The organism is Paenibacillus sp. FSL H7-0331, from assembly GCF_001956045.1.
On record NZ_MRTH01000034.1, the window covers coordinates 36,736 to 51,571 of the forward strand.

Annotated in this window: 13 protein-coding genes and 1 pseudogene; all 14 read left to right on the forward strand. The window is 45.5% G+C overall.

Annotated elements, in window-relative coordinates; translation table 11 throughout:
* Positions 1-18: 18 nt before the first annotated feature.
* Positions 19-984, forward strand: a complete 966-nt coding sequence (locus BK127_RS32185) for a D-2-hydroxyacid dehydrogenase (RefSeq protein ID WP_076236198.1) — start codon at positions 19-21, stop codon at positions 982-984.
* Positions 985-997: 13 nt separating this feature from the next.
* A complete protein-coding gene (locus BK127_RS32190) occupies positions 998-3,058 on the forward strand; it encodes a family 10 glycosylhydrolase (protein WP_256711543.1) in 2,061 nt (686 codons plus the stop codon).
* Positions 3,055-4,125 (forward strand): bifunctional phosphoglucose/phosphomannose isomerase, encoded by a 1,071-nt coding sequence (locus BK127_RS32195; protein WP_076236200.1) that lies wholly within the window; start codon positions 3,055-3,057, stop codon positions 4,123-4,125. The genes BK127_RS32190 and BK127_RS32195 overlap by 4 nt, the downstream gene beginning before the upstream one ends.
* 365 nt (positions 4,126-4,490) lie before the next feature.
* Complete coding sequence (locus tag BK127_RS32200) at positions 4,491-5,213, forward strand: succinate dehydrogenase cytochrome b558 subunit (RefSeq protein ID WP_083689764.1); 723 nt, start codon at positions 4,491-4,493, stop codon at positions 5,211-5,213.
* 20 nt (positions 5,214-5,233) lie between these two features.
* The gene (locus BK127_RS32205; RefSeq protein ID WP_256711544.1) at positions 5,234-6,559 is read left to right on the forward strand and encodes a phytoene desaturase family protein; all 1,326 of its coding nucleotides are present in this window, start codon (positions 5,234-5,236) and stop codon (positions 6,557-6,559) included.
* 10 nt (positions 6,560-6,569) lie between these two features.
* Complete coding sequence (locus BK127_RS32210) at positions 6,570-7,439, forward strand: RNA polymerase sigma-70 factor (protein ID WP_256711545.1); 870 nt, start codon at positions 6,570-6,572, stop codon at positions 7,437-7,439.
* A gap of 140 nt (positions 7,440-7,579) precedes the next feature.
* Positions 7,580-8,218, forward strand: coding sequence for an FMN-dependent NADH-azoreductase (locus BK127_RS32215; RefSeq protein WP_076236203.1), 639 nt, complete (start codon positions 7,580-7,582; stop codon positions 8,216-8,218).
* Between the two features lie 50 nt (positions 8,219-8,268).
* Complete coding sequence (locus BK127_RS32220) at positions 8,269-9,489, forward strand: NAD(P)/FAD-dependent oxidoreductase (RefSeq protein WP_076236204.1); 1,221 nt, start codon at positions 8,269-8,271, stop codon at positions 9,487-9,489.
* Positions 9,490-9,700: 211 nt separating this feature from the next.
* Positions 9,701-9,865 (forward strand): annotated as a pseudogene (locus BK127_RS32225) (citramalate synthase); the annotation flags it as partial.
* A 326-nt stretch (positions 9,866-10,191) separates the two neighbouring features.
* Complete coding sequence (locus BK127_RS32230; RefSeq protein ID WP_076236205.1) at positions 10,192-10,797, forward strand: pentapeptide repeat-containing protein; 606 nt, start codon at positions 10,192-10,194, stop codon at positions 10,795-10,797.
* Between the two features lie 374 nt (positions 10,798-11,171).
* Positions 11,172-12,077 (forward strand): RNA polymerase sigma-70 factor, encoded by a 906-nt coding sequence (locus BK127_RS32235; protein ID WP_076236206.1) that lies wholly within the window; start codon positions 11,172-11,174, stop codon positions 12,075-12,077.
* Between the two features lie 179 nt (positions 12,078-12,256).
* The gene (locus BK127_RS32240) at positions 12,257-12,736 is read left to right on the forward strand and encodes a carboxymuconolactone decarboxylase family protein (protein ID WP_076236207.1); all 480 of its coding nucleotides are present in this window, start codon (positions 12,257-12,259) and stop codon (positions 12,734-12,736) included.
* 187 nt (positions 12,737-12,923) lie between these two features.
* On the forward strand, positions 12,924-13,679 hold the full coding sequence (locus BK127_RS32245) for an SDR family oxidoreductase (protein WP_076236208.1): 756 nt from the start codon (positions 12,924-12,926) through the stop codon (positions 13,677-13,679).
* A 509-nt stretch (positions 13,680-14,188) separates the two neighbouring features.
* Entirely contained in the window at positions 14,189-14,788 is a 600-nt protein-coding gene (locus BK127_RS32250) for a histidine phosphatase family protein (RefSeq protein ID WP_076236209.1), read from the forward strand.
* The last annotated feature ends 48 nt before the right edge of the window (positions 14,789-14,836 follow it).

The following is a 14,836-nucleotide window of genomic DNA, read 5'->3' on the forward strand; positions in this document are numbered from 1 at the left end:
TTTTAAGGAGGAAGCCCTATGAAATTAGTATCCACCTACCCGTTCGACTCTGGACAGGTTACCGAAATGAACAGTAAAGGAATCGAAGTCACACTGTTTAAAGGAGAACAGGAGCTAATCGATTCCGATGCCTATACGGACGCGGATATCATCATTGCCAATCACCGAACGCTGCAGCAGGACTTTCTGGAGAAATGCGACAGGGTGAAGTGGGTGCAGGTAGCCCATATCGGTATCGAGCGTCTGCCGATGGATTATTTAAAGGAGCGCGGTGTTATCGTAATCAATGCCCGTGGTTCGATGGGACTGCCGATTGCCGAGGATATTATGGCCAAGATGCTGATGCTGGCTAGAAACAGCGTCAAAGGCGTCAAAAACCAGCTCGAGCATACCTGGGGACGTATTGGCCCCTTTATGAATCTGTCCGGGAAAACGGCCGGTATTATCGGAGCCGGGGATGTCGGAACGGAAACGGCGATTCGCGCCCGCGCCTTCGGTATGAAGGTAATCGGCGTCAATACGACCGGCAATCCACTACCTGAATTCGACCGGATGTACAAGCAAGAGCAGCTGAATGAGGTGATTGTGCAAAGCGACTTTATTATACTGACGCTCCCGTTGACTGACGCATCGCTTAGTCTGTTGGATGAGGAGCAGTTCAGGCTGATGAAGCCGAGTGCATTTATTATTAATATATCGCGTGGGGCGCTGATCAACGAAGAAATTTTATTCGATTATTTGAAAAACAACAAGATTGCCGGAGCCGGACTGGATGTGTTCGTTGAAGAATTCAAGCTCGGCAAGCTGCCGGCCGAAAGTCCGTTCTGGGAGCTGGACAACGTCATCATCACTCCGCACTGCGCAGGCGGCGGGGATCAATTCCACGACCGGTTCAGCCAGGGGTTCATGCATAATCTCGACTTGTTCCTTGCAGGCAGGACGGACGAGATGATCAATATCCGTCAATTCGGAAAAGGCTACTAAGGAGGCTATGCCCATGGCATCATGGTGGTCCGGCAATCAGCTGCGGCTTATCCAGAATAATCTTCGTGAAACCGATGCGAATCTTGATGTGGATCTGCTGATCAGCGACCTGAAGAAGCTATCAACCAATGTACTGATGATGAATGCAGGCGGTATTGTCGCCTTTTACCCGACCCGGCTGGAATATCATTACAGAGCCGCCAATCAGCAGAAGGATTTGCTCAAGGAAGCGATTGACAAGGCGCATGCGGCCGACATGAGGTTCATTGCCCGGTTTGATTTCAGCAAAGCGCACGAAAGCCTGTTCAATAAACGGCCGGAGTGGTTTTACCGTACCAAGGCAGGCAAGGAAGTCAACTACCACGGCATCGTCCATACGTGCATCAACGGATACTACCAGCGTGAATACTCACTTCAGTTGATCAACGAGGTTATTTCCCAATATGAAGTGGACGGTATCTTCTTCAATATGTTCGGCTATCAGACCCGCGATTACAGCGGTTATGATTACGGCATCTGCTTCTGCGACAGCTGCAGAACCCGCTTCCGCGAGTGGAGCGGCCTGGAACTTCCCGAAACGCAAAGCCTGGATGATCTCGTGTTCCGCAGGTACAAAGTGTTCCAGGATGTGACAACGAAGGAAATGTTGGAGCGGATTCATGAGTTGGTAACAAGCACCGGCAAAGAAATTGCAATATCGACCTATAACGAGCATAAGGTCGATATTGTTCGCAAGGAATCGAATACGGATAACAGGCGTCCGCACCCGTTATGGCTGTATTCAGCATCTGAAAATGTAAAATCGCTGGAGGATTCGTGGGAGGATAAGTTGATCAGCAACTGCTGTATCAATGCGATTGATCTGGTACATAGATTCACAGCGGTTTCCAAGCATGAGATGAGCATCCGTTTAAGGGAATGCCTCGCCAGCGGCTCGGGTCTGGACTTTTGCATTATCGGGGTGTTCGAGGATTACCCGGACCGTGAGAATCTGCCGATCGTTGCCGAAATTTTCAAATACCATAAGGACCATGAGGCTTATTATGGCAGCTTTCTGTCCGCTGCGGATGTTGCGCTGATCAAGCCGGGCGGACCAGCACCCAAAAGCATGAAGGAATACTCAGGCCTGTTCAAGATGCTCAAGGAGCAGCATATCGTGTTTGATGTGATTCATCAAAATAATTTGCTGAATCAACGAGACAGTCTGCAGGGCTACAAGGCTGTGATCATCCCCGACATTGCCGAATTTTCCGAGGAGGGACTGCAGCTGCTGGAGACGCTTTATCAGGAAGGAGTGCAGCTCATCAGTACGGGATGTTCCTTTACCGAGGGGGCGGCCAATCTATCTTTTATGCAGCGTGTATTCGATCTAAAGCCCGGGCAGGTACAGGTGTACGAACGAGACGCCGCATATTTGAAAACTGCCGATAAAGGACTGTTTAAAAGCTTTCCGGAGCGGGACTGGATCTTTCTGAAGGGGACATTTCAGGAGCTGGAATTCGGGCAGCATACGCTGTCGCAGCTGCCTTTTGTCATCCCCTCAACCTTCGGCCCGCCGGAGCGTGCATCGGGACATCTGATTTCTGACAAAAGCTTTGGAGCCTCGATCCGTACGGATAATCCGGTCAGCGGAGGCAAGAACAGCTTGCGCAGAGCCGTTTACCTGCCATGGCAGGCCGGGGAGCTGTACTACAGGTATGGCTTTGCCGATCATAAGCACATTGTACTCGATATATTGGACGATATGCTGGACCAGCGCTGGAGGCTGACGACCAACGCTCCGTCCAATGTGGAGGTGTTCTTCAATAAGCTTGATGATCAAACCTATATCCTGCACGTGCTAAACCTGTCCGGCTTTAATGGGATGACGTATTCCGAGCCGCTTCCAGTCTATAGGCTGGAGATCACGCTACATGATATAGGGCATTGCAGCCAGCTGACAAGCTTAACGGAGCAGGTTGAAGCCGCCTATGCCATGTCCAACGGAAAGATAGTGATTCAACTGCCGGAGCTGCAGGAGTTTGCCGCCATCGTTGTGAAGATTGAAGAAACGCCAAAGGAGATCGTGGTATGAAAATCAATTTGGATCAATCCGATACGCTGCTTCAGCTCGATAAAACCCAATTGTTCGAGGCAACAGCCCATTATTCCAGCTGGATAGCAGACGGGTATACCCAGGCCAAGGCACTGGAAGTCAAGGCGCTGTCCGGCAAGGTAGATGAAATCGTGATGTGCAGTGTCGGCGGAGGGCCGGTAGCGAGTCTCGTTCAGTTGAAGTCGCTGCTGTTCGATGAAATCAGGGTTCCGATTATTCTTTCGCAAGCGTATTCAATGCCTGCTTATGTCGATGACGATTCGATTGTCTTCATCGTCAACTATTCCGGCGGTTCGGAGGAGGTTGTCAGCGCCTACCGACACGCGATCACAACCGGGGCGATGATTATTGTACTGACTGCAGGCGGGAAGGCGAGGGAGCTTGCTGAGCAGAATGGACATTTGCTGTTCCAGCTGCCCGCGGGCAGACAGCCGCGAATGATCTCGACCAGCCATGTTCTTGTTCCGATGCTCGTTATTCTGCATCGGCTGGGGCTGATCTCCGATCCCGATCAGGGGATTGCCGAAACGATCCGTTTGATCGAGCAATTGACGCCGGCCTATGCGCCGCAGGCCGTACTGGCCGACAATGAAGCCAAACAGATTGCTACTGAAATGGATGGGCTGATTCCTGTGGTATATGGCACGCTGCCGTTTACGGATGCTTCTACGGTGCGCTTCAAGAACCAATTGGCTGAGGTCAGCAAGGTGATGGCTTTCAGCAACGCGATGTCGGGGCTTCATCACGATGAAGCTAATGGTTGGGATGCGGACAGCGCGATGCTGAGGCAGTTCCATTTTACCCTGATCCATGACCGGGAGGATACAGAGCCTATGGGAAGAAGGCTGCGGGCGACCCGGGAGGTACTGGCCTCCCGGGCGGGTGCTGTGCGCGTCATCACTTCCGTGGGTGAGAGCCGATTGGCGCGGATGTGCTCGCTGGTATATCTGATCGATCATGTCACGCTGTATCTCGCATTTATACGCGGGGTTCATCCGTCGCAAGGTGAGGCATTAAACGAGTTTAGAGCCAGGTTCAACAGCTAAGCTGGTCGCGCCTGTACAGCATGGCAGTCCATCCGGTAAAGTCCCTGGATTTGTCGGCAGTTGGATTCATCAAAACAAATAATCCATCTACAGGAATCTTAAGGATAACGCAAGTTCAATATAGCAGCGGCAGTCTCGGACTTTTTCTCGTCCAAGACTGCCGCTGCTTCTTTTATTTTAGTTAAAGCGGTTTATGTCACTTGACTGGAATTGAGAAAGTATTCCTTGCGGCAGTCGACCTGTCGTTTGTCACAAAACAAACAGGTAATTCGTCTTATGAGCAAACCATAAAACTTTTTTTCCAATGTTTTAATGAAATACTTATGCGAGCCGGAAGTAATTCATCTAGAAAGGAGAAATATAAAATGAAAAGAAACTCGTATTACTGGCGTAAACTGCACTCGCTGCTTGGGGTGATTCCGCTCGGGGGCTTTATTATTGTGCACGTATTGACCAACTATCAAGCGTTTGAGCGCGGACCAGAAGGGTTCGCAAACGGCGTGCAATTCATCAATAGCCTGCCGCTGTTGCCGGTGCTTGAGATTTTTGGGATATATCTTCCGATTTTGTTTCACGGCATGTATGGCTTGTACATGGCCTATCAGTCCAATATAAACTCGGGTCAATACACGTACAGCCGCAACTGGGCGTTCACTCTGCAACGTATTACTGGCGTTCTGACGTTTATCTTCGTTTTCTGGCATTTATACAATACTCGTTTTCAAGTTTATATGGGCAATATTACGCATGATGAACTTGGTTCGACGATGCATCAAATTGCCACTAATCCTGCGTTTTTCGTTGTTTATGTTATTGGTGTATTGTCGGCGGTATTCCATTTTAGCAATGGTATCTGGGCTTTCCTTATCAGCTGGGGTATTACGATTTCCCCGCGTGCGCAAAAAATCTCCTCTTATATTTGTATGATTGTGTTTGTGCTTGTCTCCGCGTTGTTCATTCTTGCGCTCGTAGCTTTTACTGGTGATGAATTCAAAGATACGACTGGTTTTGCTTTTACATGGGGTTCATACTTTTGCTACGAAGTAGTATGCTCTGTCACGTTTCCGATTCCTAAATCGTCTTATTAACATCCAACCGGAAAAGGAAGGTGCAGAAGATGTCGAACATCAGCGAAATGAAATGGGACGTCGTCATCATTGGAGCTGGAATTGCAGGATTGACAGCTTCCGTTTATTTGGCAAGGGCTGGACGTAAAGTGCTACTGCTAGAGAGAGCGGAAGAGCCCGGCGGCAGAGCCGCATCGAAGAATATAGCGGATGCTTGGATTAATCTTGGCCCGCATGCGCTCTATAAGAGTGCGTGCGGGATTTTACAGGAAGTTGGCGTTACACCGACGGGCGCGACGCCGAAGCCGAACAGTTTGCTAGTTTACAAAAAAACGAAAGGCGGAGACGTCGCCTTGCCTTTGTTTCAATTTCTGTTGGGCTCGTTCCTTAAATGGTCCGAGAAAACCCAGTTGATACGATTCTACGCCCAGATGCAGAAGGAGGACACTTCCATCCTCCAGAACATCAATCTGCAGAAATATTTGGAAACCCGCCTCCCGAGTCCGCGCGTTCGCAATGCCGTACTTGCGCTCGTGCGCACATCCACGTATTGTAGTGCCCCGGATTTACTCAGCGCCGGAGCGGCGATCGCACAGCTGCAAAACGGGCAAGTGCTGTACGTAGACGGAGGCTGGCGTACCCTTGTGGACGCATTAAAGGAACAAGCTCTGGCTGCGGGAGTGACGATCCAATGCGGTTGTTCGGCACGGACCATCGCGGGAAGCGAACCGGAAATGATAGTCTCCCTGAAAGATGGAACAATATTGAAGACTCACTATGTCTTGTCTACCTTAGGACCGAAAGAATCGTTGGCACTCCTTGATCCTGCCCTGCAGCCGGAGGAAGCAGCGATGTTCGAGCGGCTTGTTCCCATTCGGGCGGCTTGCCTGGATTTGGTTATGGCTGAAATGCCAAAGCCTAAAACAACCTTCGCTATGGGTGCCGATTATCCCTGGTATTTCTCTAATCATTCGGCCATCGCTAAATTTAGTGATAACCCGAAACAAATGGTCGTGCATGTTATGAAATATTTGCGACCGGGAGCTGATTCGAACGCCAAGCAAGACGAACAGGAACTGGAACAGTTTCTCGACCTGATCCAGCCTGGCTGGCGCTTACATGTCATTCAGCGTCGTTTTTTGCCGCACTTGCTCGTATCGCATGCTGTTGTTGCCGCGGCAAGTGGAGGATACTCCGGAAGACCGGGCCCTGTCGTCAAAGGACGGAAAGGACTGTTCGTTGCAGGAGACTGGGTGGGCGCAGAGGGCATGCTGCTGGGCGCATCGCTGGCTAGCGCCAAGAGTGCCGCGCAATGTATATTAAAAGACAAAGATCACAACAAGGTAGGGGATTCACTTGGAGCTTGATTCAGCGTACTTGTGCCATCGGCCGCTGCTTCTGTCCATCGCATATCGGATGCTGGGTTCCGTGTCCGACGCAGAAGATTTGGTACAGGATGTATTTTTCATTGCCCGGAAGTGGGAAGAGAACGAAGAAGGCGATCACGTTCGCAATCTGAAAGCATATTTGTGCAAAGTCGTCACGAACCGCTGCCTTGACTTCCTGAAATCCGCTCGCAAGCAAAGAGAGGTATACGTCGGTCCGTGGTTGCCGGAACCGCTCGTTCAGTATGATACGAACGAATCGGGACAAGATCCTCTACAGACGATCATTCTGGAGGATACAATCTCGTATGCATTTCTTATTCTGCTTGATCAGCTCACGCCAGTCGAACGCGCGGTCTTCATTCTCCGAGAAGCTTTCGATTACGATTACCGCGACATAGCGGATATGATTGGCAAGACAGAGCTGGGTTGCCGCAAAATTTACAGCCGCCTGAAGCGGAAAATTCAAGCTGAGCCAGATACTTCGCAGACTGACGAAGCGAAGTCCGAGGAACTCGTTCATCGGTTTCTTCATGCCGCCTCGACGGGAAATATGCAGGCGCTTGTCGCGACGCTGACCGAAGATATCACTGTTTACACCGATGGGGGAGGTAAAGTGCACGCTGCGACCCATCCAATCAGAACGATACCGCGCGTCGCAGCGTTCGTGCTAGGTCTTTCTTCAAAGATGGACGGACAAACCCGAATTCGTTCTGCGCGGATCAATGGTACTATCGGCCTGATCATAGGCAGTATCGGCGATCGTTATAACGCGGTCATCAGCTTCCAGATCGAAGCCGACGGCATCCGCAACATGTACATCTTGCGGAACCCCGACAAGCTTCGGCACCTTAACCTATGAGCGACGAAGGCTGGCGATGCCCAGCTTCGTCAGACTGATTTGTCCTTGATCGAATGCACAAAAATCGTGCGAATCAGACTGTATTAGCGAAATAAGCACAGAAATGGTATTTAGTCATCAAAGAAGTTCAGGAGGATATCATGGCACAAATACTTTACATTACAGCTAATCCCAACTCATTCGAATACTCTATAGGACATAGAATTGGACAGGGTTTTCTTAAGTCCTATCGTGAAACACATAAAGACGATGAAATTATCGAAATAGATTTATACAAAGAAGATTTTCAAACAGTTGATGAAGATGTACTCAATGCTTGGAGAAAAATGCGTAAGCATTATATGAATTTTGCTGAATTAAACCTTATCGAACAAGAAAAAATAAATGCTCTCAACAAATTCGCAGATAGGGTGGTTCACGCTGATAAATATGTGTTTGTTTCCCCAATGTGGAACTGGGGAGTTCCCCCACGTTTAAAAGCGTTTATTGATAGTTTTGTAGTGGTTGGAAAAACCTTTTATTATACAGAGAAAGGTCCAGTTGGATACTTGAATAATAAAAAAGCCATTCATATTCAAATAAGTGGTGGAATTTACTCTCATGGTCCCGCAGCGATAATGGATCACAGTCATCCTTATTTGAAAATGGTTCTAAGTATCGTAGGTATAAGTGACTTAGAAGCGCTTTATGTGGAAGGCCACGAAATTAACCCAGAGAAAGCGGAAGAAATTATCAGTGAGGCGATGACAAAGGCAGTAAATCTTGCTATAGGATGGTAGTGATTATAGCAGAGAGGTTTAATTTGGAGCGCAATACAAGGAGGATTCAAATGAAACGAATTGTTATTATTGGTGGAGGTTTTGCTGGATTGTGGAGCGCTATAGGTGCAGCACGAAAATTACATGAATTAAGAGTCGAAGGAAACGAAGTTGAAGTTGTTTTAATTAACCGTGATTCTTTTTTTGGTGTGCGTCCTCGCTTTTATGAAAAAGATCCACACAATTATCGTATCCCTCTTATTCAAGTACTTGAACCGGTTGGGGTTCGCTTGATTGAAGGAGAAGTAGGACGAATAGATACCCAATCTCAAAAAATAATTATTAATCAAACAGAAAAGCAGATTGAATTAAACTATGATCGGCTAGTCATTGCTGCCGGTAGTCAATTGTTACTTCCCGAGATCACTGGACTAAAGGAGTATGCATTTACTGTTGATACCATAAAAGATGCAATTCATCTTGACAAGCATATTAATGGTCTACCTGATTTGCCTGAAGTTGAGGGTAAATATACTACGATTGTAGTTGGGGCTGGTTTTACCGGGCTTGAAATAGCAACTGAAATGACTTCTCGCTTAAAAGAGATTGCTAAGAAGGAAAATAAAGAATCAGAAGTAAAAGTTATCTTAATTGATAGAAATCCTACCATAGGCCAAGATTTGGGAGTACACCCAGGACCCATTATTGAACAGGCTTTAATTGATATGGATATTGAAATTCATACTAATGAAACAGTTATTTCTATTGATTCAAAAGGAGTAATTTTAGATTCTGGGGAACGTCTTGTTGCACTTACAACAATTTGGACAGGAGGAGTAAAGGCGAGTCCTTTGGCGGCAGATTTACCAGTGGAAAAAGATGTATTGGGGCGTTTACTCGTCGATTCGTGTTTGAAAGTAGAGGGTTTGCCGTCTGTTTTTGCGGCTGGAGATACCGCTCGAGCAAAAACAGATGATAATCATGTAGCACTAATGACTTGTCAGCATGCAATACCTCAGGGGAAATTTGCCGGACATAACGTTGTGAGCGATTTACTTGGATTGGAAGGAATTCCATACAAACAAGAAATTTATAATACCTGCCTTGATTTAGGTCCTTGGGGAGCACTTGTTACTAATGGTTGGGATCGAGTTCCCCAGTCTCAAGGAGAAGACGGCAAAAAAATCAAACAGTACATTAACCAAAAACTAATTTATCCACCCTTATCAGGAAATCGTGAAGAATTATTCAAAGAAGCTGCACCTACCGAGTTAAAAATTAGATTATCATAGAAAAAATGTACTCTTTTTCGCTTTCTCTATAAAGCAGAGGAATTCCATTGAAAAATTTGAATAAAACTATTGGGCAAATAAAAGTATGCTATACTCTTGTATCAATAAACATCTGATGATATAATGATTTTTTTGCCCATATAATATTTCTAGTCTAATGAAGGAAAGTGCTCACAACGTGTTATACGGAGATTAAACTGGGGAATTTAAAATGAGCAATCAGATGATTTTCGTATTTGATACAATACTTCGTGATGGAACACAAAGAGAAGGTGTCAGTTTCACTGCAGAGGATAAATTAAAAATCGTGTGTAAGCTTGATGCACTTGGCGTTCATTATATTGAGTGTGGCAACCCCGGGAGCAATAATAACGAATACTACAACAACAAATTTAAGGGTGAGCATGTTTCATCCTTATTTTTGTTGTTGTAAAACCTATGGGGGAATTCCCTAATGTTCTTGTCAACCGCTATGTTGATAAAAGATGTCGGAAGTAAAAAACTATGTTAGCATTAAATGGTGCATAAATCGGCGTTTGTTTGCAGGCGGTACTAAGACCCAATCCCACAATAAATACGAAAAAATAAAGCGCTTGACTTTTAGTTGTGATCATACAGGTACTTGACAGCCGTGTGCTATACTAAAAAAAGTATATCTGACATTGACGAAGCAGCTTAATAACCATACATAGGGGGCATCTAATGTTTCAGCATAGTAATCAAAAATATGAAGGAGTAAACTTTGGCACACAAGATTTAAGGTACGGCGAGCTACTAAGTTGTACATTTAATCGTTGCTTCTTTTCTAATGGATCACTAGAGGAGATTACATCCAGTAACTGCCGTTTCATCGAGTGTGATTTTCGTGGAGCATCGTTAAATGGCTCTATTCATAAAGAATCCGCGTTTGAGAATTGCAATTTTAACGGAGCAAATCTGTTTGTTTCTAAATTTGAAATATGTAAAATGACAGGTTCGGATTTTTCTGGCTCTAATTTGGATGGGATCACTATTTTTCAAGGCGATTGGTCATATACCAATTTGAGACATACCCGATTAGTTAAACAGGACTTGCGTGGGGTTAAATTTCATGAAGCAGACTTGTCAGCAGCAAATTTAGAAAAAGCCGATTTAAGAGATTGTGATCTGACTATGGCGATACTGGCAAAAGCGAAGTTACAAGGTACTGATGTAAGAGGGGCAAAAATGGAAGGCGTGGATTTTAAAACATTCACCATTACAGGTATGAGAATGGATAGAGAGCAATCTGTATTGTTTTCGCTTTCTCATGGTGCCAAGGTAGGTTAATAAAATTCGTATGCCAACAATATGAATGCTTAACTGTCTGGCTGCAAGCCTGGCAATACCGCAAGAGCTCACCACGTGTTTGACTGTCAGAAGTCCTTTCGCACTCCTACGGCGGAAGGACTTTTTATATTTACCTTAAAAATTCCCCAGTCTAAACTATAAAAGCCCAATTGAGCGATTGTTTCCACTCTAAACCTCCACATCTATAGAGGTTTATTTATCATTACTAAAATAGTGATAAAAATTTTATAGATAGCTGGAGGTATGATAATAATATCCCTAGGAATTCAGAGTTCTTGTAAAAAATACTTTGATTTATGTCACACAATGACCTCGCCAATTGTCTTATCAGTGTCACAATAAGGGGGTATACTATGCAAAGTCATACAAACAATCCACCAATTGCTAACATCGAAGATTTGTATAAAACCTACAAGCCTCATTTATTTTCTATTGCTTACCGTATGCTTGGTTCTAGATCAGATGCAGAGGATATGGTTCAAGATTTGTTTATAAGCGTTCATGGATATCTAAATGATAATATTATTAATATCAAATCGTACTTAAGCAAAATGATGATCAATCGATGTCTGAACGAATTAAAATCTGTGCGAAAAAAAAGAATAAGCTACGTAGGTAATTGGCTTCCAGAACCAACCGTGCAATTCATCGAACATAGTCCCTTTGAGAGCGTCGAGCGTCATGATACGATTTCTTATGCCTTTCTTATTCTTATGGAAAAACTTACGCCTTTGGAAAGAGCTGTGTTTATTTTAAGGGAAGTCTTTGCATATGAGCATAGTGAAATTGGCGAAATGTTTAACAAAACAGAAGTCAATTGCCGTAAAATATTCAGTCGTGTCAAGAAAAAAGTAGAGTTGTCCTCCGAAAAAAATGAATGGTTATTAACCCATCCCATTGAAGAAAAGGAACTGGTGAATCGCTTCATCTCTGCACTGGCGAATGGCAACATTCAATCACTTGTGGACTTGTTAACAGAGGATGTAATATTGATTGCCGACGGTGGAGGAAAGGTGTCCGCCGCTACCAATCCAATATATAGCAAAGAACGTGTGCTTGACTTATTGAATGTACTTTCGTTAAATCGATTTCCAGAATCACAAGCCCAGCTAGTCGAGGTCAATGATCAAAAAGGGATATTGTTAACGAAAGATGGCCTACCAACGGGGGTTATTTGTTTTGAATGGGACGCTGAATCAATGACGATTCAGCGGATTTACATTATAGTGAATCCAGATAAATTACAACACTTAAACTGAATTCAAAATACATCTCTTTGAGCTCTTTTCTTCAAAGGGAAATTTGTGCGCCAGATAGGTTATTTTGATGTTTGATGGGGAGGAGGCATTTATCCATAAAATAGAAATCTGTTGGATGTCACACATTGAACTCGTCAGTTGTCTTATTAGTGTCAAAAAAATACACAGGAGGTACTGTTATGGCACAACGTGTAAATTATATGCAGCAATCACCAGAACTTTTTAAAAAATTAATGGAATTCAGCAACGCCGAGAAAGACAGCGTAATTGAAGAGAAGATCCTCGATCTTGTTCACATCAGGGCCTCGCAAATCAATGGGTGCGGTTTCTGCCTGGATATGCACGTCAAGCAGGCCAAAATCCACGGCGAGAGCGAACTTCGCCTTTACCACATCTCAATTTGGCGGGAATCGACGCTGTTTATTCCACGCGAGCGGGCTGCACTGGCATGGACCGAGATTCTGACCAAACTACCTGAACAAGGTGTGCCCGACGACGTTTATGATCGCGTTCGCGGGCAATTGTCTGAAAAAGAAATCTCGGATCTGACCTTCTCGATTATGGCGATCAATGCTTGGAACCGTATAAACGTCGGCTTCAAAACTGTACCGGGCTCGGCTGATGCAGCTTTTGGATTGTCTAAAGCAGGTCTGAGCTGACCAATTACCAATGCAAATCACACTTCGCGCGACTTACTGCATGGCTTATGAGCCGGATCTTCGGCGAATCTTTGCTAAGTGGTCAGTGTTTTGGCGGCACATCCTATGACAATGTCACAGAAAAACAGTACAAGGCTTTAGACATCTCTAGCCAGTATACTACGGGCTAAAAACTGGGAGGATCAACATGAAAATAGTAGTTATTGGTGGTAGTGGGCTCATTGGAACAAAACTCGCTAACAACCTTCGTAATCTTGGCCACGAGGTAGTGGCAGCATCACCATCCTTAGGCGTCAATACCATTACTACTGAGGGGCTGACTGAAGCGCTTAGTGGTGCTCAGGTTGTCGTCGACGTGGCGAACTCGCCTTCGTTTGATGACAAAGCAGTATTGGAGTTCTTCGAGACATCGGGTCGAAATCTTCTTGCCGCTGAAGCGGCTGCTGGAGTGAAACATCACGTTGCGCTGTCGGTTGTTGGCACTGAACGCCTTCTCCAGAGTGGTTATTTCCGTGCGAAGATGGCCCAAGAAAACCTGATCAGAGCTTCCAAGATTCCCTATACCATCGTTCGTGCAACGCAGTTCTTCGAGTTCGTCAACGGCATTGCCTATACGGCCACCGAAGGACAAACCGTTCGATTGCCGTCTGTTTTTGTGCAGCCTATCGTTTCGGATGATGTTGCTACGGCGATGGTCGACTTCACACTCGAGGCACCAGTGAATGGTATTGTCGAGTTAGCTGGTCCCGAAAGGCTACATCTCGACGAACTCGTCCGACAATACTTGAGCGCAATACAGGATACACGTCAGGTGGTTGCAGATGTCAACGCGCGCTACTTCGGCGCAGAGCTAGACGATCAATCTCTCGTCCCGAGCGACAATGCGCGCATCACTACGACGCGGTTCAGTGATTGGCTCAGCCGTTCCACGACTTTAGTATAATTCAGCGAGTTAAACTGAAGAATATCAGCTTACCTGCCTTTCTGGCAGTTTCGGTCATCATATTAATTAAATGATTTAGGATGTTTTGAGAAAATGGAAAAAGGAGATCCGGTGGTTACGGGTCTCCTTTCATTTGTTCCCAATTTGAATCGATAGGTTCAAAATGCCTCCGGAAGGGCGAAAGCATGGGAGGAGCAAAGCCCTATCTCTCTTCGACGTTTCCGGTTTCCCGGTCTGCACCACGCAGCCGACGTAAGACCACTGGCTCGATAGTTCGCAATGCGTTCCTTGCACCTTGATAAGTTACAGCCTTCATAATCATCTTCCTAAGTTTGTATGCCAGACGTAACGGACAGTTATTTTTGGATGAAAAATTCTTTTTAATTAAACATCACATGGCGCTGACAGTGGAGAAACAAGTATAATTAAATGACCGACTAATTAGACCAATATTAAAACACACTTACATCGAATACATATGATTAAAATAAATCGTAGGAGGCCGTGAAATGACCACTGATTTCTACCTTGTCAGACATGCTAAAAAAGAAAAGGGGATTGGAGATGTCGCTATATCGTCCGAAGGCATATTGGAAGCTCAAGCGACTGCACACCATTTTCGTGAAATAGCGATTAATAAAATCGTGAGTAGTCCCCTTAAAAGGGCTAAGCAGACAGCCATGTTCATCGCAAAAGAAACAAAGACAACAATTGCAGAGGATATTCGTTTGCGAGAGCGTGCCAACTGGGGAGATGTACCTGGACAAACATTTGAGGAGTTTGTTGAGATGTGGGAACGATGCGTACAGGATAGAGACTTTTCACCACCAGCAGGCGATTCTGCAAGGAAAGCAGGTGAGCGTTTAGCTTTGTGCTTATTGGAATTGTCAGTTGAACATTCACAGGATAGCATCATCGTTGTTACACACGGTGGTCTGATAACAGATTTCTTGGTAAATGTAATCACCGAGGAGGAATTGCGAAAGAGACACCCTAATTTTCTTGCAGAGCAAAGCTATTTGGTCTCCGAGTGTTCAATAACAAAAGTAAGTTGTCAGGATGGGATTTTTAAATTAGATGACTTTGCAACTGTCGATCATTTGCTGTAGGTGGTCCATTGTTCCTGAATGGTAGAAAAACTCTCCAAACACAGGTCT

Bases quoted from the DNA above. Each gene is read 5' to 3' on its own strand.
- BK127_RS32185 (WP_076236198.1), top strand. From the start codon at position 19: ATGAAATTAGTATCCACCTACCCGTTCGACTCTGGACAGGTTACCGAA.
- BK127_RS32190 (WP_256711543.1), top strand. From the start codon at position 998: ATGGCATCATGGTGGTCCGGCAATCAGCTGCGGCTTATCCAGAATAAT.
- BK127_RS32195 (WP_076236200.1), top strand. From the start codon at position 3,055: ATGAAAATCAATTTGGATCAATCCGATACGCTGCTTCAGCTCGATAAA.
- BK127_RS32200 (WP_083689764.1), top strand. From the start codon at position 4,491: ATGAAAAGAAACTCGTATTACTGGCGTAAACTGCACTCGCTGCTTGGG.
- BK127_RS32215 (WP_076236203.1), top strand. From the start codon at position 7,580: ATGGCACAAATACTTTACATTACAGCTAATCCCAACTCATTCGAATAC.
- BK127_RS32220 (WP_076236204.1), top strand. From the start codon at position 8,269: ATGAAACGAATTGTTATTATTGGTGGAGGTTTTGCTGGATTGTGGAGC.
- BK127_RS32230 (WP_076236205.1), top strand. From the start codon at position 10,192: ATGTTTCAGCATAGTAATCAAAAATATGAAGGAGTAAACTTTGGCACA.
- BK127_RS32235 (WP_076236206.1), top strand. From the start codon at position 11,172: ATGCAAAGTCATACAAACAATCCACCAATTGCTAACATCGAAGATTTG.
- BK127_RS32240 (WP_076236207.1), top strand. From the start codon at position 12,257: ATGGCACAACGTGTAAATTATATGCAGCAATCACCAGAACTTTTTAAA.
- BK127_RS32245 (WP_076236208.1), top strand. From the start codon at position 12,924: ATGAAAATAGTAGTTATTGGTGGTAGTGGGCTCATTGGAACAAAACTC.
- BK127_RS32250 (WP_076236209.1), top strand. From the start codon at position 14,189: ATGACCACTGATTTCTACCTTGTCAGACATGCTAAAAAAGAAAAGGGG.